We start from the raw sequence: 21,112 nt of genomic DNA, 5'->3' as shown, positions 1-21,112 counted from the left end.
GTGCAAAGAATTTACTTTAATGTTTGGAATCGTGTCAAACAAACACTTTATCCATTCATGAAATTAAATAAAGTACATCCTCTTTATTATACTTTTCAGGATTACTTCAATTATGAAGTTGACAAGAAAAATATACTTGTTATTCCTCACCATATCCGGATAGATATAGCAGGTTTTAATATCAATGATGATGTTTTAACGATTTCCTATCAAGATAGTGATTCTATTACTCGTCAAAATTTTACAAAATGTCATGAATTAGGGCACATCTTATTACATCACAGTGGGCGAGTATTCACTGATTTTCATGATGATTCTCTACAAGAAAGAGAGGCTAATTTTTACTCAGCTTTTCTCTTAATGCCTGATATTGTGCTTCTAACTAAGATTTTTTACCAGCAAATGGCTTTTCAAGAGGTAGAAGTAGCACTACAAGTTTCTGGTCAAGCTCTTAAAACTCGTTTGACAGACTTCTTAAATTTTGAATTAGACATCAATAGACTATCTGCAAAACAGATTGTAGAGGATTACCTAACTAGAAAAAACAAACACATTGTCGGCTACTTTGACCAAGTGAAAGACTATATCATCTCTGATTACAATGAATTTGAACCTAGCGCATTAGATAAGTTCAACCATTTAATAAATCAATCAAACTTCATTTCAGATATTGACTTACCAGAGTTAGCAGATACTCAATTCACCTCTTTGATAAAACAATGTTATCCAAAATTTAAGGTTTGGGGTTTGTATGACAAAGGACAGTCCATTAACTATGCTTGGAATCCTAAACAACTGACAGAAGTAGCAGCTAAACGACATGCAAAACTCCTTCTAACAACAATAAAATGACCTAGAGAAAATCTCTAAGTCATTTTTTTATATTTTTCTTATAGGCTTCACTATCTTTTTTATAAACTGTTTGTTTATTTCCTCCTGTTAGGAAGTTTCCTGTATCAAATGTTAAAGTCCCATCTTTTTTAATATCATAGGTTGCAACATATTCTCTTCCAGAAGCTGAAAAAGTAAATGTTTTATTTTGAGAATCTACATTAGTTATCGGATAATTGTGATTTTCATGATATGTTCCTTGATTTCCTTTAATTTCAAGTACTAGATAATCATATTGGTTATAATATTCTCCGTCAAGAGTATTTTGCTTGGAACAAGATATTAGAAATATAGTAGCAATTCCTAAAAGTAATAGACTAAGTAATTTTTTCATTTTCCAAACCTCCTTTTATGATATTATACTAGAAAAATATTACAGAAATAATTCAAAAATCTAAGCTATAAGAAAAGATAAGTTTTTCTGAAAAATAAAATTGTGGTTATTTTCCTAAGTTGTTGCTGAATACTAATGATAATAGTATAATTATATTAAACATTAACTTAGGAGTAATATTTTTGAAACCGATACTTAAATACAGAGGTGGAAAATCAAAAGAAATACCATCGTTTGTAGATTTCATTCCTGAATTCGATACTTATTATGAGCCTTTTTTTGGTGGAGGAGCAACGTATTTTCATTTAGAACCTAAAAAGGCTTTTATTAGTGATGTTAATGAACTATTAATAAATTTTTATTCAGAAGTGGGGAGCCAAAAATTTGAAAAAATTAAGCAAGAACTTTTTGAACTTCAATCACAATATGAGGATAATAGAAGAATATTTAATTATAGAAAGTCTCTCTCTCCAAATGAAAGAGTAGATGACCCTAATGATGAGCTATATTATAAAATGAGAGATATGTTCAATGGTAAAATTTTATCAGAGTATGAAAAAGCAACTCTCTATTTTTTTATAAATAAGACGGCCTACTCAGGTATGATAAGATATAATTCACTAGGTGAGTTTAATGTTCCCTATGGCCGTTATGCTAACTTTAATACAAGCTTATTAACGAAAGAGCATCACAAGTTATTGAGTCAAGCTACAATTTTCAAAGGTTCTTACGAAAAAGCTTTTAATTTAGCTTCTCATAATGACTTTATATTCTTAGACCCTCCCTATGATACTATTTTCACAGAATATGGAAATGAAACATTTACGGGTGATTTTGGTGAAACTGAGCATGTTAAACTTGCGGAAGATTTTAAAAATCTATCTAGTCCTAGCTTAATGATTATAGGGGAAACACCATTAATATCTGAATTGTACTCAGGTTTTATAAGGGGAAAATACCCTAAAAGCTATATGGTAAATATAAGAAATCGTTTTAAATCAGAAGCTAATCATTTGATAATAACAAATTATGATATTAAGAGGTAATCATGGCAAGATTTGGAGAAAGATTTTTATTAGGGTTCACTAGCCCAAGAACTCCTAAGCTAATTAGTGAGTATATTAAAGTAATTGAAAAAAATAACCTAGAAAATTTACCTTATGATACTTCTTTTCAAGAAAAGTTTTATATGGTTCTTTCAGAAGCAAAGGTAGCAGGGGAAGAAGCTGGAACCGCAAAAGATAAAGCACTAGCTGGAAGGGATAAATTAACTAGGATGCCGCAAGCATTAGGTTTTTTTATTACACAGCGAAATAAAAAATTTCAAGTAACAGAAGCAGGAAAGCTATTAAAAGATGAGGATTTATTTGAGGATGTCTTACTTCACCAAATTTTAAAATTTCAACTCCCTTCACCACTTCATAAGGAGAGTGAATCTAATGCAGGAAAATTTAGAATTAAGCCGTTTTTAGAAATCATCAGACTCATAGATGAATTAGGATATTTATCGTATAAGGAATTGATGATTTTTGGAATGACTTTAACGGATTATCGTAATTTTGAAAAAGTAATTGAAAAGATAAAAAAATATCGAGAGCAAAGAGAAGTAATTAAACAGCAAAAGAAATCATTAAGAGTATTTGATTATGAAACACAGTTGAGTGTCTTTAAAGAGTTGTATGCTGATATTATACAAGCAGAGGATTTTAAAACAAGAGAAACTGTAACAAAAACTGCTGAAGCTTATATGAAAAAGAAATTAAGTAATTGGGGAGATTATACTGATTCAATTTTTCGTATCTTGAGAGCAACTGGTGTTGTAGTATTTAGCAAGGGTAGGACACTTACGCTAAGTTCAGAGCGAAGCTCTGAGATTAAATACATTTTGGAAAATATAGATAGAGAAATTGTTTCCATTGATATGAAGCGGGAAGACTTTGATTTATATATTTCTAATCCATATAAACCCCTACTGTTAAACGATGATAAAGACAATTTAATAAATACATTGAGAAGCATTGGTAGTTTTGGTAATAATGATGAGGATATTTATGTTCTTAAACATAGACTAAACCAACAACGGAACTTGAAAAAGCAAGAAAAGGTAGAAAGTGAGTCACTTAAACTAAAAAAACGTTATCAAGCAGACATTGATGATATACTACAAACATTTGAAGCTATTAGTAATAGAGAAATTGAACCTGCAAGTATGCGACCTACTTTCTTTGAGTGGAACATCTGGCGTGCAATGACTATGATTAACCATGGCGATGTAAGAGGTAATTTCGTTGTTGATGATTCAGGAATGCCTGTGTCTACAGCTGGAGGAGGTCAAAGTGATATAGTTGGAGACTACGGAGAATTTAATATAGGCATTGAGGTTACTCTTTCTACAGGTCAAAAGCAATTTGAAATGGAAGGAGAACCTGTAAGTAGACATATTGGAGAAATGCAAGTAAAAAAACCAACATTTGGGTTATTTATTGCAGACGTGCTGAATGAGTCTGTAATAAATTATTTTTATACTCTATCACATCAGAAATCTAAGATTTATAATGGTACTGTGGATATTATCCCAATGAATACCACGACGTTTATTGAGTTCTTTAAACAAGCAACCAATAAGGATATAAATCCAAAAGATTTATTTTCAATACATGAGCACTCAATACAAGTATCAAAACAGATGTTGATAGAGGATAAGACTGAAGATGACTGGTATAAGTCAGTTATCAAAAAGGTTTTTACAGTTGTTGAATAGCTTGTTAGACATAGAGTTTTGCACCTTTAGATGAAATTTTTCATTCTGTTTTCTATGTATTTCAAGAAAGGGCTTATTGAGTTAGAATGAATATAGGAGAGATAATGTCTAATAAAGAAAATTATTCAGTTTTAGAAAATAACGTAAGGCACACATTTATGAGCATTGTTTGGTCCCATAAAATTCAAGAGAAACAGGCAGATATACTAACAAGACGCTATAAAAATTTAGAGATTTTGAGAATTACTTGTAGTGCTTTAACTTCAGCAGGCCTAATTTCCTTAATTTTTACAGAACAATTTCTGATAAAAATTGTAGCAACGATTATTTCTTTTATTAGTACATCAATAAGTATGTTTTTTCAATCTTTTGAAATTCAAAAGTCAATAACTAACCATAAAAATTCAGCTACTGAGTTACTGATTATCAGAAATAAATTTCAGTTGCTTTTAGTTGAAATTAAGCTAAGAAATAAATCAGAAATAGAAATCGTAGAATTATATCATCAATTGGTTGATAAGTTAGCTGATGTCTACAAAACAGCACCAAACACTACAAATAAAGCTGTTAAGCTTGCAGCAAATGCCTTGAATGTCAGCAAAGATAATGAATTTAGTGATGATGAAATTGATATAAATCTACCAGATTCTTTAAGGAGAAATGCATTATGACAAATAGAGTGAAAAGGTATGATGGAGTGATTACGCTTGAACAAAGACAGGCAATTTCCAAAAGATATAAGAGGATTACGAAGGTAATAAATAGTGAATTTTGGAACTTAAGTAGTGACACAAAAAATAGTTTTTATGTGGGTTCTTATGGTCGTGGTACTGCAATTAGTACTAGTGATATTGATATATTAGTAAATCTCCCTAAAAATTTATTTGATAACTATAACAACTTATCTGGCAATGGGCAGTCTAGACTATTACAGGCTATCCGAACAGCACTAATACAAACGTATCCAAATAGTGATATAAGGGCGGATGGACAAATTGTTAAAATAAGATTTTCAGATGGTATACTATTTGAAATTTTACCTGCATTCCAGAAGTTAGATGGTACATATATTTATCCTAATACTAATTCGGGAGGTAATTGGTTATCAACAAATCCTAAGGCAGAACAAGAAACAATGAGCGAAAAAAATATTTCCTCGAATGGACTTCTAATTGCTACCTGTCAGCATATGAGATACATTAGGGATAATCATTTTAAAAGCTATAAACTTTCAGGAATCGTTATTGATAGTTTTGTTTTTCATGCAATGAAAAATTGGAAATTCGTTTCTGAAGGGGAGAGTTCTAGTGCACCGGGTAGTTATGAGCAAATTTTACTCGACTACTTTAATGAGAATGCTTTTTTATGGGACATTATTTCCTTACGGGCTCCCGGTAGTCAGGATGAAGTGGAAACGAAGAAAAGTATTGACTGCTTAGAAAAAGTGCTCAAATATATGGTAGGATGACCATTTAAATATTTTTCCTAAAAAACAAGTCTTTTTCGGAAAATATATAAATGACAGTAGAAAAATTATTCACTGTCATTTTTTGCTGTTAAAAAACTCAAAAAACTTCCCTTGGGTTCGTCCAAGAGAAGGGGGCTGATTATTTAAAAGGACTAGAATAATTATGTAGTTTAACAAAAGTTGGTGATTCTTTAAAATCGAACATTTCCAGAAGACTAAATGAAGCTATTTCAAAAGAAAAAAGTAGGAATTTGTCATTATATACAGTGACTAGGAATGTATCTAAATCAGGAGAAGTGTTTTTTCTATACTGTGATAATATATGGAAGTCATTGTGTAATGAATTACTGATGATTTCCGCTATTTCAGGTAATCCAACTTCTTCATCAATAGAGAATGAATATGGGAAAAAGATTAGTAAATTTTTCTTAGTTTCAATTGTTTTTAAGACATTTAGGATGTCGTCCTCATCACTATAAGGTGTAATCTGACTCGCCCTTTTCCGAATATCTATCATTTTATCTAGCGGCAAACAACGAAAAATTTTATGGATTTCACCAACACGAAATGTTTCTTTAGGCTTGCTAGGAGCGCCATATGCTGTCACACCTTTTATTGGCACAGAAACACTAGGGCTGGTCAATCTTAATCCTCTAAGGTATGTTTTTGTTGCTAATAGTTTGAAGTCAATCTGATATTTTGGAGATATTGCATCGCATTCAGCATTACTCTCACTGTTTGGTCTTACAAATTTATGATAATCTGATTTACATTGAAAAAAAGAGGATTTATTGAGGTATTCTAGTAAAAATATTTCGTAATTGGAGTCTTGTTCGTTAGTTACAAAATTATTTAATAAGATAGTTGCAGGCAAAATTTCCGATTTTAAACGATTATCCATCAAGGTTCATCTCCTGATTTTTATATTATACATTATTATATTATACATTATCATCTCATCAAAGAAAAATAAACCAAATTTTTTAGCAGTCTAAGTTGTTCAAATGCTTTAAAATAAACAAAGTGATTCTAACTAAAATGTTAAAATATCGGTCGCTGGTATAGTTCAAAGTCTTCAAACATTGATTTGAAGACTTTTTTATTTAATCAAAATAAAAAAGGCACCTTGTCTAGTAAGATAACCTCTAGCTCAGTATTCTATTTTCTTGGAAGTGTTGAAAAATTCACCTTATTTAAATGAAATTATTTGAAATTATATAACATAAAGTGAAAAGTACGTAGTGATAAAAGTGCAGTAATAAAAGCTTTTATTATTTAAAGGAATGTAGGTGCCACCAACCAGGACTCAAAAAAGCCCGCAAGGCTTCACAATTTTCAAAACGTTAATAGTCAGTTATATCAACGTTTCAGAGCACTTTGCGAAGATTTCGCAAGGTGCTTTTTTGATGTTTTCGAACTTGTGATAACCCTTTAGAGACTTTATTCTAGAAAAAATCTCAATCAAGAGATATTATTTTGCTTGATTGAGATAGTCCGCAAATTTTTGGATGGAGTTTTGCTCTCCAGTTTTTGTTGTATGGGTGTAAATATCAAGTGTCATTTGACTACTTGCATGCCCTAAACGTTTAGAAGTGTTGGTTGGATTGATTCCGATTTCTGTCATAAGGGTAGCGTGGGTATGTCTAAATCCGTGTGGACTGATAGGTTTTAACTTGTATTTTCTGATAATCCGTTTGAGGATATTATTGAGATAGTCCGCATGTAAGGGTTCAATCTGGTCCGAGTTTGTCAAGTAGGTAAACATATACTCATTAGAAAGGTCAATTTTTGAAATTGCTAACTGATTTTGTTCCTGCCTATAAAGTTCTTGCCAATGCTTTAAGATGTCAATGGTGTCGCTATCTAAATAAATTGAGCGAACGGAAAAACTATTTTTTGTTCCTTTTTCAATAGCATGACCATCAATTCTACCGATACTTTTATTGATGGTCAGTAGATTATTATCAAAATCTAAGTCTCCCCATCTGAGAGCGTAAAGTTCTCCCTTCCGTAAACCGCTATAAGCTAGTAAGCGAAATAAGGCAAAATGCTTATAGGGCTCAATCTCTTTTACGATTTTCAAAAAGCGATGCAATTCTTCAAGAGACCAGAAATTTTCTGATTTCTCTTTTTTTATTTTTGGCATGATAACATTAGCCATTGGATTTTTGTCGATATAGTTCATGTTGATGGCAAAATCAAATATTTTAGATGTGTAAGACTTGATATGCTTCATATTTTTGAAGGTCTTTGATTTTTCTGTAATAAAATTTTGACATTCCAATGGACTGATACGACTAATTGGCTTATGACCAAAAATTGGAAGGATATGAATACGGTATATATCCTTAGTCTTTGCAGCGGTGGTAGCTTCGACAGTGTTTTGATAAGCTTGAAACCATTCTTGATATAGTTCCTGATAGCTGATATTGGTATTTTGCTTGGCTACTTTTAGAACTTCTGAAAGTTGACCGGTTTCTAGCCTAGCTTCATATAGCCTAGCTTCTTTTTTAGTTTTAAAGCCTCGTTTTAGATGTCGCTTCTTTTTTCCGTATTCATCTAAACCGATATAAAAGCTAACGTAATAAAAAAATCCTTTTTTTGTTTCGTATTTATGTATAGACATAACAGTTCTCCGTTTCTAAGTTTTCGGAGCTTATGTAATTGAGAAAACTGTTGTCTTATTTTTGGTGTCGATCTTCTTGTCTGATTTGATATTCTTCGGTCTGAATCCAGGTTTGCCAGATTTCAGATTCCCGTTTTAAACTATTCATGTGTTTAGTGAAGGTTTTCATGAATTCTTCTTCGTGATTGACCAAATAGCGAGCTAAAATGCGCCTAAAATCGTCTGAGAAGCCTTCGTTTAAGGGCATAGACAGATGAATCTCTCCTAGTTCGATTCCTTTCTTCAGCTTTTCCATATCGCTTTTAAAAGGTGTTACAGAACTAATCTCGGAAACCTTAAAACTGTCTGCGATAATATCCATAGTCGATGGTGCTTGTCTATTATCGTCAAGTCCTAAGATGTAAGCAACGGATACGCCGAAATAGTCGGCTAATTTTTGAGCATTTCCTTTTTTCGGTTGACGAATACCTTGATTGTATCCCGATAAGGTAGGATAAGCAATATTTGTAGCAGAACTAATCTCAGTTAGTTTTTTGCCACTCTCCTCTATCAGTTTTGCAATATGATTAGTCATAAATACCTCCTTGAGAGTATTATAACATATTTAATTCTTTTTGAATAAAAATAGTTGACATAAATTCTAAAAGAATATATAGTTCAAAATGAATAATAAATAAATTTCGGAGTTTATTTAATTGAGAAATAGAAATGAGGTAATCTTATGACTGATGAAACGACATTAGTTGTACAACTGCCAAAATCATTGGAAAGACAGTTGAGAGCTTATTATGATGAGATGGTTAGTAGTGCTATCGAACGGGCTTTGGAGGATAAGGAACTTTATAAGCCAATGGTTCGGATGTCTGCTTTATCACGCTGGTTAGATGTTTCAACGACCACCATTCAAAAATGGACACGTGAGGGGATGCCGACAATGGTCATTGATGGCGTGACTCTTTACGATAAACGAGCGGTCACACGTTGGTTGAAGCAATATGAAAGATGAGGTAATGAATGGCTAATAGACGAATGTTAAGTAAGACAGTGGTGCAGACACAACGATTTTTACGCTTACCACTTGAAGCGCAGGCGCTTTATTGTCACTTGGTAGCCAATGCAGACGACGATGGTATTGTTGAAGCCTTTCCGATTATGCGAATGATCAATGCTAATGAAGACAGTCTGAATTTATTAACTCTTAAGCAGTATTTACTCTTGTTAAACAATGAGATGGTTTACTTTATCAAGGATTTCTTTGAGCAGAATACCATCAAGGCAGACAGATACACCCCAAGTAGTCATCGACAACTTTTTATAGATTATCTGAAGGATAATCAATTGTTAGAGAGCTTAAATCTAGGTCCACGCTTGGTCAATTATCTTCAAAATACTCGGATCCAAGTTGGAATCAGTCTGGATCCAGATGGGAACCGCAATATAATTAAAGATAAGATAAGTAAAGATAGGATAGGTAAAGATAAGATAGGATTAGATAATGCTCTTATCTCATCACGACTGACGGATGACATCTGGTTAATGGAAACGCTATGGCATCGAGAATTGACCCAACAGGAGAAAACATTACTAGAAGGATTAATGGTTAATCATTCTTTATTACAGTTAGCTATTCAGAAAACATCTGAGCTTGAACCAAAGAAACAAAACATGAGTTACGTCAAAGGGATATTAACGAATTGGGAAGCTAGAGGGCTTATAACTGCTGACCAAGTGATAGCGTCTGAAAGAGACTACCACCCATTAGAAATGTCAAATGTGGAAGTATCAGAAGATTTCTTAGCAGCTATGGATTTATGGAAAGATTAGGAGGATAACTGGAAATGACAGTATATTATCAATTAGAAAATATGTTAGTGGCTGGGTTTAAGTCACAAGAGGAGTACGACCACTACCAGACTCTCAAGAAGGACTATGAAAGTGAGACGGAGGACTATAGTTTTTCGGTTAGAGAAAACACAAATCAGCTTGAAATTATTTGTCAGACTTCAGAGAATGATTTTCCGAACTTATCAGAAGCATTAATGACTGATTATTTAGAATTAGTAGAAGAGTTAAAATGATTTGATACGAAGCAGGCAGACAGCTATTTAAGGATGGTTCGTCATGACTGAACGTGTCAGGACTATTTTAAAGAAGTTTTATGTGACAGAGTCGCAGAATGAAGTACTTAATCAGTTAGTGGATAATACAGGATTAGGGACATTCTCAAATTATGCTCGTCGGATGCTCTTTAAGGAAACATCACTCTTTATTCAATTTGATGACTCTCAGTTTGAAGAATTGATTTATTCTATAAGACGTATCGAAAATAATTTAAGGCAGTTATCTAAAATTGCAGAGCAGTCTCAAGATAGTCAAGCCTACAAAGCTATGGACTATAGCAGAAGGCTAGTTTCAAATTATGAAAAGCATTAACACGTTACTACAAGAAAAAGAAACGAAAATTATTATCTAAGGGAGCTTAATGGTTAAAAAGAGAATTAGGAATGTTATTAAACAAGTCTTTTTGTCTGAAGAAGAAAATCAAAAACTGTTAGAGCGAATGAAGCAAGATGGCTTTTCAAACTTTTCTCGTTTTGCTAGAAAGCAGTTATTAAAACCTGATTTTGAAGTTTGGATAGTAAGTTTTCTAGAGTATCAGACTTTGACGGATAGGTTATTATCGGTTGGTCGAACAATTAATAGTATCGCCAGGAGTGCGACCCAGTTTGGAAAAATTTCCCAACAAGATTTGATGGAATTAGGTCAGTTGATGGAGGAGTTTGTAGAACTGGTAGAGAAACAACTGAAGGAAGACAAGCAACGAATAGCTAAGAAGTGATAGTTCTCCAGTCATTTTGATGACATCATTTCAAAATATGACAACAAAAACGCTGATGGTGGTCAGCGTTTTTTATCATGTAGTCGTGAAAACTCCTTGTACAGACAATGTACGGCACCGTATCAAGTACGGCAATGTTTATAAAATGTCAAAAGGACTTTGCGAACTCAGACAGTGTATACTCACTGTCGTCAAAATCAAACATCAGTAATGGTCAGACTGACACATTTATGATGCTGTTTGATTTCTATTTTGGGGAAAATCCCCAAACCCCTTATCTAAAAATCTTCTTTGGAGTTAAGCTAATTTTTTATCTCAATACAATTTAATTCAACATTGGCAAATCTATCAGACAACTTATTACAAATTTCTTGACCGATTTTTGAAGAGGTGACATTGCCAAAAATAATATTATAATTATTTTTTATCAAATACTCATATTCCTTTACAGTATTGCGACCAATTTTGAAGTTAAAAATATCACCCTTGTTAATATAATTATTTTTGATCTTATTTATGTAGTTATAACCATCAAATATTAGGTGACATTTTTCAAATTCAGGTCTATTTCTGCAGTTTTCAAAGCTTTCAAAAGGTTGTTCTAAATAAACTTTAATATCAGGAAATGTACTTTGAATTTGTGCCAAGTCTTTACTTAAATTACCAAGATCACTAGAATTATTGTAATCAATAATAAGTATTTGAGGCATGGTAACCAAGCTAAAAATCCATTTTGGAACATTCTTATAAGCTTTTATTCTTAAAAAATCAACTTTTGGAATAAAAGTAGTTTGCTTTGTTAAATCGAACTCAATACCCGAAAGACGAATTTTCTTTTTAATAACATTACTTTTTGAAATTAAAAAATTTCTCCAAGAAATATGATTTATAATAATAGGATCGGAGGTATGCATGCTTGCCATATATTTTAATAAACTTTTTTCTAATTTACCGGAATCAGTTCCCCTGGAGGGACTATATGTTATTTCCCAAAATGAGTAGGGGAGTTTATCATCAAAATCAATAAAAAAGATTTGTTTATGGAATATTGTTCCGCTTGCACTGCCAAAACCACTTGGAATATTTAAAGTATTTGTTTTAAGTTTCATTTCTATAACCTTCAATAAATATTATTAAGGGGAATTTCGTTTTTAATAGATGAAAATATTTGATATAGTCTTTAAATCCGTCCTCTATTTCGTTGAGTAAAACTTTACGAGGCTTAGTCTCAGTTATTAATTTTTCTATTGTGGGTAGTTCAATATCATAAGATAATGTTATTGTTAACCATGTATTCGATAGTTTCCCATAAAGTCCCCAATTTTCTAACCAAATTTTTTGTAAATCAGTAGAGTCGTTTCTTAGTAGGATATCTGTTCCAATGTTTATACCCAAATAGTTAGATGTATTTGATAGTATATTATGAATCGAGGCTATTCTAATGTGTCCTCCTGTTGCTAATCTAAAATATGCATTCTTTGATTGGAGCTGCTTTATGACGTTTCTTAAATGTGTAAGATCTTCCAGAGGCTCTCCACCCGTAATGATATAGATTTCTTTATCATTTATTTCAGGATTTTTAATTTTAGTACCTGCTTTATTAAATGGACAATGATTACATCCTGCACTACAGTAAGTGCTAATTATCAATGGTATTGCCAAATTTTTTAACCTCCATTAATAAAGTTAGGTATTCGTCTTTTAGTTCTTTGGCGTATTTTGAAGTGGAATTCCAATTAGAAATTTCTTTAATTTTATTATGTAAATATGTTTCTACAAATTTAGTATTTTTGTCTACACTTAATTTGATTGGACAAATATCCGAATGATATTGGGCGATATCAGTGAGATATTTAAATCTTTCATTAAGTGTTAGATGAAGTTTGGGATGGAATAAAAGAGAGATTTCATCGGTTATTTTATAACCCATTCCTGAGAAGTCCCAATCAATTACTTTATATTGTTTGTTTGATACTAAGATATTTCCTGGATGTAAGTCTTCATGGCTTAATGTAATACAACTACAAGGATATTGAGTGGTGGTTTCTTCTATCTCTCTAGTTTTAAGTAGTTCAACAATATTAATTATTGTAGCATGTTGTTTATCAGAATCTAAATTTTCTAACTTTATCCCAGAGAAATACTGATAAGTTAATGAATGATCATCAGTATCTATAATTTTTACAACTGGTAGTGTGGTTGTTTCCTGTATCTCTTTTATTTCCGAAACATTATTATATGAGGAATATTGTATGGGATACGATTGTCGTATATTTAATTTTGACCTAATTAAATCAATTATTAATGTAGTTGTTTTATTTGAAAGTGAGCTTGAGTCGTGATAGCTAAGTTCAAGTCTTTCATTTTTCCAAATAACTACATAAAATATCATTCCAGTTCCCAAAATTAGTAATGCCCATAAAAGCTCTAATAATTGTAATTGATTACTGATTTGTGTAAAAAAGAAATTTATTGCTATCAAAATGATGCCACTACCTACTGAAAGGAAGCTAAACCAGCTAGCTTTCCATTTTTGCTTAGGCTGAAGATTACTATAAAGTTCGCTCATAATTGGTCTATAAATTCCTTTTATTAAAGATATGCCTATGTATCCTATGATGATAGAAACTAATTTATTTAAGGAAAGTAAAATTAATGATAAAACGAAGATGAGAGTAATTAAGGAAATTTTGAAAGATGTTGTACGATCGTTAATGAAATTATAGACTCGTTTTCCCAACCCCACTGATGATATTACATTCCCACAGGCGAATAAACATGATAGTATAAGTAAATTATCGGATAAAAGTAACTGAATGCTTCTGTTTTGAAATTGTACGGCGCCATCAAAAACAGAATAAATAAGAATAATTGAGCAGAGAATAATAAAGTATTTTGGGGTTGTTTTCAAAGACCAGCCCTCATGTATTTGAACCTCTGGTATTGAATCATCCATAATTTTAATTCGTAATAAATTTATTGCTGATAGAAAGATGGTGATACATTGAATAATCAATGGAAGTAAAGTATTAAATTGGTAAGCTATTACACTTATAAAGAAGAGAGGTATTGTAAACAAGTAGAATGATTGAGATAATTTTGAGTAATATTCGGAAAAGTTGCTACCTGAGATGCTTTTAATAATTGCAATCTCGACACCATTTATCAGGCTATCTGCTAATACTGACAGTATAGTAAAAACAATATAAGATGCTATACCAGAGAGCAATAGAGGAGTTAAAAATGAAACAGAGAAGATAATCAAACCAATAAAATATGATATTTTCAATCCAAATTTGTCTGCTATAACTGAAAATGGAATATCTAAAATTAGAGATATTATAGGCACTAGAGCTGCAATTGTTAGATAGGGTTGTAATGGTATTTTTTGTATATCTACCCACCAAATAGGTAAAATAAGCATAGATATAGCAGTGCTTCTTAAAATATAAGATAATTGAAATATTTTTTTATCCACAGAAAACTTTCCCCCTACATCCTTTACATATTCCAGTATTACGGAGATGTTCCTTTATTTTTGTTAAGTCCCATGTGTCATTTGGAAAGTCTTTTAAATTTGAAAATGCGGGCGCATAGAAGCAAGGTTTAATGGTTTGATCGTAGTCAACTACCAGTGAATAATTCGGGAAATTACAAGGCTCGGATGAATTGAGAGTTTCTTCGGATGTTAATATTCCTTTATAGTAGTTTGCACATTTTTTAAACTGTGAAACGTTCCAAGAAAATAATGATTTTGAGCTAGCTTCCTCAATAATTTTATAGTTATCCGATTCAGTGTTTTCTAAGGAAGCAATAAAATCATTAAGATAATCTAAATCAGGGAATAGTCTGTTTCTTAATAGCATAGAACGCTTGAAATTCATATTTCTAGAAAAGCTAGATGAGGTAACATCAATAGGATTGAACCCGACACTATCAATATTTAACTTTTTACATAAATCAATTAACTTATCTAATTGATTTAATGTATACTTTGTTAAAGTAACACGGATTCCAACGATAGTTTCTGGTGAATACTTTTTGAATTCAATAATATTATTACAAACAGTTTCGAATTTATTAATACCTCGAATTTGTTTATATTCTTCAGGAGAGAAACCATCGATAGAGATAATTAATGCCTCTATATTTTTTTTATATAAATATTTGTTGCGAGATAAGAGGGTGCCGTTAGTATTTAATTCTACCCCCATACCTAGGGAATGAATGTCATCAATAATTTGCTCTAGTTCAGGATTTAGTGTAGGTTCACCTCCAGATACCATTATGGAACTTGCACCATATTCCGACATTTTTTTGAATGATGGATAAAGTTCTACTGCGGTACGAATATTCCTTTCTCTGGTTTTCCAACAATCACAAATTGTACATGGACTATTGCAATTTTGAATGATATGAACTATAGGTGTATTTAGTCTAAATGTATCCTCCGTCCATAATTGTAGATCATTTAGATGGATAAAATTATCTTCCAAAGCCTTTTTAATAATTTGTAGAGACTCATTTTCTGATTCAGGTAAGTTCCCCTCTAAATAAGAGTGTAAAATTTTTGCAGAGTCTTGGTCTACCTCATAGATTTCTAAAGTTTCTAAGTCCGTTATTTCTCTGGTTTCAAACTTAAATATAAACATTATTGCTAACCTCCAACCCCCTAATAACTACATAGTGATAATGATTAAAATATTTGCTAAGACGATAAGAAATTTTGATAAAAAATTATTTTTCATTTTAAATTTTCCCCTTGTTTGATTTTTATTTTGTATTATTATATACTATGAGACACGTATATATATATATATTTGTAACGGATATACAACATATGAAAAATTTAACAGGAAAAGTTTTTAAATTAATAAGAAATTCAAAGCAAGTTTCACTCAGACAAGTTGCTGGTAAATGTATTTCTGCGGGGCAGCTTTCAAGGTTTGAGAGAAATGAATCTCATTTAACAGTAGATGCATTTTTGAATTCCTTACAAAGAATGAATGTTTCTCTTGAAGAGTTTCAGTACCTTTATAATATTTATCATCAAATAGACGATGTTCGTTTATCGCAGGAATTATCTGAAGCCTATGTGTCTAAGAATATAGTAAAATTAAATAAGATGTTAGCCTGTAGTCAAAAGCTTATGGATGAAGCATCGGATCCTTTAGAACTACAAACGTATACATTAAATTGTATTGTTATTAAAGCTATAATGGCTTACTGTAATAGTGACACAGCAGTGACAGAGCATGAAATAACATATCTTATGGAATATTTGTTTTCGGTTGAGGAGTGGGGAAGGTATGAGTTATGGATATTCACAAATGCCGCTGGGGTTTTATCTATTGAAACTTTGGATACCTTTTCTTCGGAGATGTTAAAGCGAACACAGCTGTATTACAGCAATTCAAACAATAGAAGAAAAATACACCAAATGCTTTTAAATGTTATTAATCTTTCAATTTCTCATGAAAGAAATGATATTGCAATAAGGTATATTACATATTTAGATAAATTAAATATTTCAGACACTGATATGTATGAAAAACTTCTTTTGAAATATAATAAAGCTTATTATAGTTATAGTAATGGCAATAAAGAAGCGCTAAATATTATGAAACAGTGTGCCAAGTTTTTAGATTTTATTGATTGTGAGAATCTTTATTTGCGGTTAAAAGATGAAATAATGACTCTAGAATCTTGATGTTGTGAATATGATACATTTTTATAGTAATTTGGAAAAAGATGGTAGAATATCCATATTTATTAGGAAAGGAGAATTGTTATGGCAAAACCTATTATTCGTAAGGTGTCAAGCAATAGAACAACTTGTTTTGTATCACCAAAACAATTGAAAAAAGATAGCAAGAAATAAATGCTATCTTTTAGTCGAAATACTGCAGTCCGTACAAAATATTGGTAGTATTTGATTGAAGAGACAAATTGGTTCAATAACCTGTTTGTCTTTTTTAGTACGACGGGCATGTTGAAAATATAGTCAATATCCCCTAGGGGATCCGCTACTGGTGAACTAAATAGCAACTCCCGATCCGGTTTATTGTGAGGTATTGGGGAGAGGAAAGAAAGTGAAATCATGGCATTATGAACAGAAATGTGATACTAATACGTATTTAGCAGATTAGGTGGCTAGGAACGCTAAAGTCCAATAAAGTAGTCGTTATCTGTAGGTTTAAATCACGATTGTAAATAAGGGAAAATACAATAGAATATAGAAATACAAAAAGTGGTTGTCAACTAAAGGTTGATAACCACTTTTTATCGTCATTTTGTTACATTTCCATCTTGCTTGAGGAAATGGATAATGGTTGTTTTCAATTCATCAAAATCTCCTTGAAACGTTGCAATTTCAACTGTTTTTTCAAGTCCATCATGTAAGGAAAGACTAGATTGGTAGCCATTCATTGCCAGAAACATATGTAAGGCAAGAACAGCAGTCCGTTTATTAGCATTATAAAAAGGGTGTTTCTTAATCAAGTTAATCCAAATAATAGCAGCCTTACTGTAAATATCTGGATAGAGAACTTTGCCGAAAATCTCCTGTTTTGGCTGTTCAACAATCATCTGCAAGCTATTAGGGTCAGCTATTCCAACGGGTTCCTTTGGAGAATATTTGCCAATAACCATAACATTGATTTTGATAATATCTGCAGCGGTCAGATACCTCATTTATCCACCAATTCTTTCAAAAGTTCATCGTATTGGTTCATGGCTTTTTCTAGTTCTTTATCAAAATTAAATTTTGGCTCAGCTTTGCGAATGATGACATTGTTTCCTGAAGTAACGAATTCGATTTCTTCTCCGATTTCTGCTCCAAGGGTCTCTTTAATTTGATGTGGAATTGTAATGACTGTACTATTTCCTGTTTTTCTTAAGATAACATTCATGACTCTACTCCTTTTGTATATACATTATAAAATGAACTTACAAAAAAGTAAAGTAAATACATTTGTTTTTCTCAATTACATAAGCTCCGAAAACTCATTTTTGATAACCTTTTGATAACCCTTGGTCTGAAATAATAGGTTATAAGTGATGAGAAACGAATAAAGTGTCTAATAGGTGCTTGGTATTACTGACATTTATCAAAGAATGATAAATGAGACAAAAACCCAGGTCTTAAGAAAGCACGTAAAGCAAGTCAATTCTCAAAACGTTAAGAACGGCTTTACATCAACGATTACAAGCATTTTGCAAGTCTCTTACAAGGTGCTTTTTTGTCGTTTTTTGCTTTTGATACCTTTTTTGATACCGTGTTGGAAAAACTTCTATATCTTTTTTGACTGTTATTTAGCTTTAAGATAGTCCGCAAATTGCTTGATGGACTTATCTTCTCCGTTAGTTGTTGAATGGCTATAGGTGTCTAAAGTCATTTGACTACTTGCATGACCTAGTCTTTTGGCTGTGTTGACTGGGTCAACTCCAATTTCAATCATCAAGGTAGCATGAGTATGTCTAAAATCGTGAGGACTGATTTTTCTTAAGCCATGTTTTCGAATAATCCTTGAAAGTACATTGTTGATATAGTCTGCATGCAGTGGCTCTATTGAGCCTGACCGTGTGCAGTAAGTAAAAATAAAATCTTGCTCGATAGAAAGAGGTGCAACTGCTAGTTGAGCCTTTTCTTTTTGGCAGTTTGCTTTCCATTCTTGCAGAATAGAAATAGTTTCGCTATCTAGCTTAATCTTTCTTACGGAGAAATCATTTTTAGTGCCTTTTTCGATTGTATGACCGTCTAATCGTCCTAGGCTCTTATTAACGCTTAGTGTCTCACTCTGAAAGCCTATATCAGCCTATTTAAGAGCGTATAGCTCGCCTTTCCTTAAGCCACTGTAGGCTAGTAGTCTGAATAAAGCATAGTGTTTGTAAGGCTCTTCCTGAAGGACAATGGCTAGGAATTCTTGTAATTCCTGAACCGTCCAATAGTTTTCTATCCGTGTCTTTTTCCGCTTTGGCATGATAATTTCTGCCATGGGGTTATGCTTAAGCAATTTCATCTTAAGCGCAAAATCAAAGACCTTCCCAGTGTATGACTTGACTTGCTTGATATTCTTAAAAGTCTTTGCCTTATCTGTGATGAAGTTTTGGCAGTCTAGGGGAGAGATGCTGTTGATGGGGAGTTCTCCCATGACTGGCAGAATGTGAAGTCTAAACATATCAAGAGTACGTGAAGCCGTTGTCGGTTCTACCGTATCTTGATAGGCTTGATACCATTTCTCGAATATCTCGTTATAAGTTTTATGAGTTGGCTTGATGAACTCTTCCAACTTTCCTGAAACTTTAAGATAAATGAGTCTAGCTTCGTAGTCTTTGGCTTCCTTTCGAGTACGAAAGCCACGTTTGATATGGTCTGCACGTTGACCGTCTCTAGTCATATAGACCTTGACTAAATACAAATAGCCATTTTTGGCTTTTTTACTTGGGTATTTGTGAATGGACATTGTCATTTCTCTTTTATTTTTTTAAGGTTTCGAAGCTTATAAAATAAAGAAATGACGTTGTCTATTATTTTTTTAAAAGTTCTAATCTCTCTTTTACTTCTTTATCAAGAGTTTTTCGAAGATTTTTAGCTTCTGCTTCAAGCTCATCAATTTTCTGGTTAAGCTTGATTTTTTCTTGCTTAATTTCCTCAAGTCTGTCACGTATGGGAGAGTTGAAAAGAGTTTTTTTGCTAACTTTTTCAAGAGTTTCAAGAGTAGTAAAATAATCTTGTCCCATATCCTTTTTGACTTGTTCAAAAAAACTTAATAAATTTGTATCTTTGTTTGTTGAATTTGCTATTTTTGAATTGTTATCAAATCCTAGTAAGTAAGGGATAGATACACCGAAAAAATCAGCTAATATTTTAGAATTTTCTATGCTAAGACTAGTTTTTCCGTTTTCATATTTTCCATATTGAGATTGATTAGTATTGATGACTTTAGCTAGATCAGCCTGAGTTAACCCTTTGTCTTTTCGTAGTTCTTTTAGTCTATTGTACATTATTACCCCCCTGACTTTTATTGTTTTATATAAAGCATTATATCACAAATAATCAAAATTTAACTTTTTCTTGACGTAAGTTATTTTTTAATTTTAAAAAATAGTTACAAAATAACTTTTTCGGAGTTTATAAAATAAAGAAAGGGGTCAGTTATGGCTTACACACTAGAAGAACAAGAGACATTTGTCCGATTTGATGCACTGGATAAACAATGGACGATTGAAACAAATTATTCTCCACACATTCAAAAAGTGCTAAAACTTCCTGAAGCCTATGAAGTGTTGAACGCTGAGGAAGAAGGCAGAATGATTTGGCTCAATGCCATTATGAAGATTGGTGAGGATTTTTCAATCAACGTATTTCCTAAGAAAAAACGCAAAATGACAGAAGAACAATGTCAAGAACTTGCTGAACGTATGAAACAGGCAAGAACCAGCCTTGAAAAATAGGAGTGTCTCTCTGTCTGAAATACTAGACAGGTATATTTTTACCCTATGGAACTATTTTAGATTGAGCCATTCCCAGAAAATAGGTAGTGAAAACAGTTTAAAAACGATTTTAACCAAAAGGAGAACCCGCAGATGACAGAAGGATTTACAATTCAACTTCCAAAAGTAACTGAAAAGAAGTTACTCGCCCGTTATGATAACATGCTCCAAAAGGCAATAGAAAAAGCCCTTGAGGATAAGGAACTTTATAAGCCTATGGTTCGTATGGCTGGCTTGTGCCGTTGGCTGGATGTCTCAACGACAACCATTGTCAAATGGCAGAAGGAAGGCATGCCCCACATGGTGATTGATGGTGTGACCTTGTATGATAAGCACAAAGTCGCTCAATGGCTACAACAATTTGAGAGGTAAGAGCTATGGACTATGATAACGAAAACTACTTAATTCCCAAAGTTTTATTGCAAGACGAGTTTTACAGTAGTCTATCTGCTAAAGATATTTTGGTCTATTCTGTTTTGAAAGATAGAAGCACTTGAAAAAGGTTGGATAGATGTTGATGGGAGTATCTATCTAAATTTTAAACTGACTGAATTAGCTAAAATGTTTTCTTGCAGTAGAAGCGCAATGGTAGAGATTATGCGACGATTGGAAGAAGTTAATTTGATTGAACGAGAAAGGGTAGACGTTTTTTATGGCTACTCTTTGCCTTACAAAACCTATATCAACGAGGTATAAGC

General features: G+C 32.3%; 23 protein-coding genes and 3 pseudogenes. 14 read left to right on the top strand and 12 right to left on the bottom strand.

Features of this window, described 5'->3' with window-relative positions; translation table 11 throughout:
• Positions 1-852: an ImmA/IrrE family metallo-endopeptidase gene (locus tag H346_RS0104750; RefSeq protein ID WP_027970080.1), complete on the top strand. Its 852-nt coding sequence runs from the start codon at positions 1-3 to the stop codon at positions 850-852.
• A gap of 19 nt (positions 853-871) precedes the next feature.
• Here H346_RS0104750 and H346_RS0104745 read toward each other — a convergent pair whose 3' ends face one another.
• Positions 872-1,225: a hypothetical protein gene (locus H346_RS0104745; RefSeq protein WP_027970079.1), complete on the bottom strand. Its 354-nt coding sequence runs from the start codon at positions 1,223-1,225 to the stop codon at positions 872-874.
• 182 nt (positions 1,226-1,407) lie between these two features.
• Here H346_RS0104745 and H346_RS0104740 point away from each other — a divergent pair, with 182 nt between their 5' ends.
• From H346_RS0104740 to H346_RS0104725, 4 genes are all read left to right on the top strand, one after another.
• Positions 1,408-2,271, top strand: a complete 864-nt coding sequence (locus tag H346_RS0104740) for a DNA adenine methylase (RefSeq protein ID WP_027970078.1) — start codon at positions 1,408-1,410, stop codon at positions 2,269-2,271.
• 2 nt (positions 2,272-2,273) lie between these two features.
• Positions 2,274-3,986, top strand: coding sequence for an AlwI family type II restriction endonuclease (locus H346_RS0104735; protein ID WP_027970077.1), 1,713 nt, complete (start codon positions 2,274-2,276; stop codon positions 3,984-3,986).
• Between the two features lie 104 nt (positions 3,987-4,090).
• A complete protein-coding gene (locus H346_RS09730) occupies positions 4,091-4,657 on the top strand; it encodes an SLATT domain-containing protein (protein ID WP_051188356.1) in 567 nt (188 codons plus the stop codon).
• Entirely contained in the window at positions 4,654-5,454 is an 801-nt protein-coding gene (locus H346_RS0104725; RefSeq protein WP_037562627.1) for an SMODS domain-containing nucleotidyltransferase, read from the top strand. The genes H346_RS09730 and H346_RS0104725 overlap by 4 nt, the downstream gene beginning before the upstream one ends.
• 139 nt (positions 5,455-5,593) lie before the next feature.
• On the opposite strand, the gene H346_RS09725 is transcribed toward H346_RS0104725, so the two are convergent.
• The 3 genes from H346_RS09725 to H346_RS0104710 all read right to left on the bottom strand — a co-directional run bounded on the left by H346_RS09725 (position 5,594) and on the right by H346_RS0104710 (position 8,654).
• Positions 5,594-6,355, bottom strand: coding sequence for a hypothetical protein (locus H346_RS09725; protein WP_051188355.1), 762 nt, complete (start codon positions 6,353-6,355; stop codon positions 5,594-5,596).
• Between the two features lie 570 nt (positions 6,356-6,925).
• Positions 6,926-8,080 carry a tyrosine-type recombinase/integrase gene (locus tag H346_RS0104715; RefSeq protein WP_027970075.1) on the bottom strand — a complete coding sequence of 385 codons (1,155 nt, stop codon included), beginning with the start codon at positions 8,078-8,080 and terminating at the stop codon, positions 6,926-6,928.
• A 55-nt stretch (positions 8,081-8,135) separates the two neighbouring features.
• The gene (locus H346_RS0104710) at positions 8,136-8,654 is read right to left on the bottom strand and encodes a helix-turn-helix domain-containing protein (RefSeq protein WP_027970074.1); all 519 of its coding nucleotides are present in this window, start codon (positions 8,652-8,654) and stop codon (positions 8,136-8,138) included.
• A 147-nt stretch (positions 8,655-8,801) separates the two neighbouring features.
• On the opposite strand from H346_RS0104710, the gene H346_RS0104705 reads away from it, so the two are divergent.
• The 5 genes and pseudogenes from H346_RS0104705 (at position 8,802) to H346_RS0104685 (ending at position 10,919) form a co-directional block, all read left to right on the top strand.
• On the top strand, positions 8,802-9,086 hold the full coding sequence (locus H346_RS0104705) for a DNA-binding protein (protein ID WP_027970073.1): 285 nt from the start codon (positions 8,802-8,804) through the stop codon (positions 9,084-9,086).
• A gap of 8 nt (positions 9,087-9,094) precedes the next feature.
• Positions 9,095-9,904, top strand: coding sequence for a DnaD domain protein (locus H346_RS10820; protein ID WP_027970072.1), 810 nt, complete (start codon positions 9,095-9,097; stop codon positions 9,902-9,904).
• A 14-nt stretch (positions 9,905-9,918) separates the two neighbouring features.
• Positions 9,919-10,158, top strand: coding sequence for a DUF5962 family protein (locus H346_RS09710; protein ID WP_051188354.1), 240 nt, complete (start codon positions 9,919-9,921; stop codon positions 10,156-10,158).
• Positions 10,159-10,201: 43 nt separating this feature from the next.
• Positions 10,202-10,563 (top strand): annotated as a pseudogene (locus tag H346_RS09705) (plasmid mobilization protein).
• Positions 10,563-10,919: a hypothetical protein gene (locus tag H346_RS0104685; RefSeq protein WP_027970071.1), complete on the top strand. Its 357-nt coding sequence runs from the start codon at positions 10,563-10,565 to the stop codon at positions 10,917-10,919. The pseudogene H346_RS09705 and the gene H346_RS0104685 overlap by 1 nt, the downstream one beginning before the upstream one ends.
• A gap of 302 nt (positions 10,920-11,221) precedes the next feature.
• Here the strand turns inward: H346_RS0104685 and H346_RS0104680 are convergent, their stop codons facing one another.
• From H346_RS0104680 to H346_RS09700, 4 genes are read right to left on the bottom strand one after another with little or no spacing between them, the layout of a single operon-like run.
• Complete coding sequence (locus tag H346_RS0104680) at positions 11,222-12,028, bottom strand: hypothetical protein (RefSeq protein ID WP_027970070.1); 807 nt, start codon at positions 12,026-12,028, stop codon at positions 11,222-11,224.
• Positions 12,018-12,581 carry a hypothetical protein gene (locus H346_RS10720; RefSeq protein ID WP_027970069.1) on the bottom strand — a complete coding sequence of 188 codons (564 nt, stop codon included), beginning with the start codon at positions 12,579-12,581 and terminating at the stop codon, positions 12,018-12,020. Before H346_RS10720 ends, H346_RS0104680 begins: the two co-directional genes overlap by 11 nt.
• A complete protein-coding gene (locus H346_RS0104670; RefSeq protein WP_027970068.1) occupies positions 12,559-14,397 on the bottom strand; it encodes an MFS transporter in 1,839 nt (612 codons plus the stop codon). The genes H346_RS10720 and H346_RS0104670 overlap by 23 nt, the downstream gene beginning before the upstream one ends.
• Positions 14,390-15,571 carry a radical SAM protein gene (locus tag H346_RS09700; RefSeq protein WP_051188353.1) on the bottom strand — a complete coding sequence of 394 codons (1,182 nt, stop codon included), beginning with the start codon at positions 15,569-15,571 and terminating at the stop codon, positions 14,390-14,392. The genes H346_RS0104670 and H346_RS09700 overlap by 8 nt, the downstream gene beginning before the upstream one ends.
• 188 nt (positions 15,572-15,759) lie before the next feature.
• Here H346_RS09700 and H346_RS0104660 point away from each other — a divergent pair, with 188 nt between their 5' ends.
• Positions 15,760-16,629 carry a helix-turn-helix domain-containing protein gene (locus tag H346_RS0104660; RefSeq protein WP_027970067.1) on the top strand — a complete coding sequence of 290 codons (870 nt, stop codon included), beginning with the start codon at positions 15,760-15,762 and terminating at the stop codon, positions 16,627-16,629.
• Between the two features lie 578 nt (positions 16,630-17,207).
• On the opposite strand, the gene H346_RS0104650 is transcribed toward H346_RS0104660, so the two are convergent.
• The 4 genes and pseudogenes from H346_RS0104650 to H346_RS0104635 form a co-directional block, all read right to left on the bottom strand.
• A complete protein-coding gene (locus H346_RS0104650) occupies positions 17,208-17,612 on the bottom strand; it encodes a type II toxin-antitoxin system death-on-curing family toxin (RefSeq protein WP_027970066.1) in 405 nt (134 codons plus the stop codon).
• On the bottom strand, positions 17,609-17,830 hold the full coding sequence (locus tag H346_RS0104645) for an AbrB/MazE/SpoVT family DNA-binding domain-containing protein (protein ID WP_027970065.1): 222 nt from the start codon (positions 17,828-17,830) through the stop codon (positions 17,609-17,611). The genes H346_RS0104650 and H346_RS0104645 overlap by 4 nt, the downstream gene beginning before the upstream one ends.
• A gap of 399 nt (positions 17,831-18,229) precedes the next feature.
• Positions 18,230-19,384 (bottom strand): annotated as a pseudogene (locus tag H346_RS09695) (tyrosine-type recombinase/integrase).
• 64 nt (positions 19,385-19,448) lie between these two features.
• Positions 19,449-19,925, bottom strand: a complete 477-nt coding sequence (locus H346_RS0104635; RefSeq protein WP_027970064.1) for a helix-turn-helix transcriptional regulator — start codon at positions 19,923-19,925, stop codon at positions 19,449-19,451.
• A gap of 153 nt (positions 19,926-20,078) precedes the next feature.
• Between H346_RS0104635 and H346_RS0104630 the strand changes: the two genes are divergently transcribed.
• The 3 genes and pseudogenes from H346_RS0104630 to H346_RS09690 all read left to right on the top strand — a co-directional run bounded on the left by H346_RS0104630 (position 20,079) and on the right by H346_RS09690 (position 21,110).
• Positions 20,079-20,375: a hypothetical protein gene (locus H346_RS0104630; RefSeq protein WP_027970063.1), complete on the top strand. Its 297-nt coding sequence runs from the start codon at positions 20,079-20,081 to the stop codon at positions 20,373-20,375.
• 132 nt (positions 20,376-20,507) lie between these two features.
• On the top strand, positions 20,508-20,786 hold the full coding sequence (locus H346_RS0104625; RefSeq protein WP_027970062.1) for a hypothetical protein: 279 nt from the start codon (positions 20,508-20,510) through the stop codon (positions 20,784-20,786).
• A gap of 5 nt (positions 20,787-20,791) precedes the next feature.
• Positions 20,792-21,110: pseudogene (locus H346_RS09690) on the top strand (replication initiator protein A).
• Positions 21,111-21,112 lie beyond the last annotated feature (2 nt).

It is taken from the genome of Streptococcus castoreus DSM 17536 (genome assembly GCF_000425025.1).
In the GTDB taxonomy this organism is placed as follows: Bacteria; Bacillota; Bacilli; order Lactobacillales; family Streptococcaceae; genus Streptococcus; species Streptococcus castoreus.
Note: the sequence above shows the minus strand (reverse complement) of the source record. Positions and strands in the feature narration are given on the sequence as shown.

Excerpts from the sequence above, each read along its gene's own strand:
- H346_RS0104745 (WP_027970079.1), bottom strand. The coding sequence starts at position 1,225 with ATGAAAAAATTACTTAGTCTATTACTTTTAGGAATTGCTACTATATTT.
- H346_RS0104735 (WP_027970077.1), top strand. The coding sequence starts at position 2,274 with ATGGCAAGATTTGGAGAAAGATTTTTATTAGGGTTCACTAGCCCAAGA.
- H346_RS09730 (WP_051188356.1), top strand. The coding sequence starts at position 4,091 with ATGTCTAATAAAGAAAATTATTCAGTTTTAGAAAATAACGTAAGGCAC.
- H346_RS0104725 (WP_037562627.1), top strand. The coding sequence starts at position 4,654 with ATGACAAATAGAGTGAAAAGGTATGATGGAGTGATTACGCTTGAACAA.
- H346_RS09725 (WP_051188355.1), bottom strand. The coding sequence starts at position 6,355 with ATGGATAATCGTTTAAAATCGGAAATTTTGCCTGCAACTATCTTATTA.
- H346_RS0104715 (WP_027970075.1), bottom strand. The coding sequence starts at position 8,080 with ATGTCTATACATAAATACGAAACAAAAAAAGGATTTTTTTATTACGTT.
- H346_RS0104710 (WP_027970074.1), bottom strand. The coding sequence starts at position 8,654 with ATGACTAATCATATTGCAAAACTGATAGAGGAGAGTGGCAAAAAACTA.
- H346_RS0104705 (WP_027970073.1), top strand. The coding sequence starts at position 8,802 with ATGACTGATGAAACGACATTAGTTGTACAACTGCCAAAATCATTGGAA.
- H346_RS10820 (WP_027970072.1), top strand. The coding sequence starts at position 9,095 with ATGGCTAATAGACGAATGTTAAGTAAGACAGTGGTGCAGACACAACGA.
- H346_RS09710 (WP_051188354.1), top strand. The coding sequence starts at position 9,919 with ATGACAGTATATTATCAATTAGAAAATATGTTAGTGGCTGGGTTTAAG.
- H346_RS0104685 (WP_027970071.1), top strand. The coding sequence starts at position 10,563 with ATGGTTAAAAAGAGAATTAGGAATGTTATTAAACAAGTCTTTTTGTCT.
- H346_RS0104680 (WP_027970070.1), bottom strand. The coding sequence starts at position 12,028 with ATGAAACTTAAAACAAATACTTTAAATATTCCAAGTGGTTTTGGCAGT.
- H346_RS09700 (WP_051188353.1), bottom strand. The coding sequence starts at position 15,571 with ATGTTTATATTTAAGTTTGAAACCAGAGAAATAACGGACTTAGAAACT.
- H346_RS0104660 (WP_027970067.1), top strand. The coding sequence starts at position 15,760 with ATGAAAAATTTAACAGGAAAAGTTTTTAAATTAATAAGAAATTCAAAG.
- H346_RS0104650 (WP_027970066.1), bottom strand. The coding sequence starts at position 17,612 with ATGAGGTATCTGACCGCTGCAGATATTATCAAAATCAATGTTATGGTT.
- H346_RS0104645 (WP_027970065.1), bottom strand. The coding sequence starts at position 17,830 with ATGAATGTTATCTTAAGAAAAACAGGAAATAGTACAGTCATTACAATT.
- H346_RS0104635 (WP_027970064.1), bottom strand. The coding sequence starts at position 19,925 with ATGTACAATAGACTAAAAGAACTACGAAAAGACAAAGGGTTAACTCAG.
- H346_RS0104630 (WP_027970063.1), top strand. The coding sequence starts at position 20,079 with ATGGCTTACACACTAGAAGAACAAGAGACATTTGTCCGATTTGATGCA.
- H346_RS0104625 (WP_027970062.1), top strand. The coding sequence starts at position 20,508 with ATGACAGAAGGATTTACAATTCAACTTCCAAAAGTAACTGAAAAGAAG.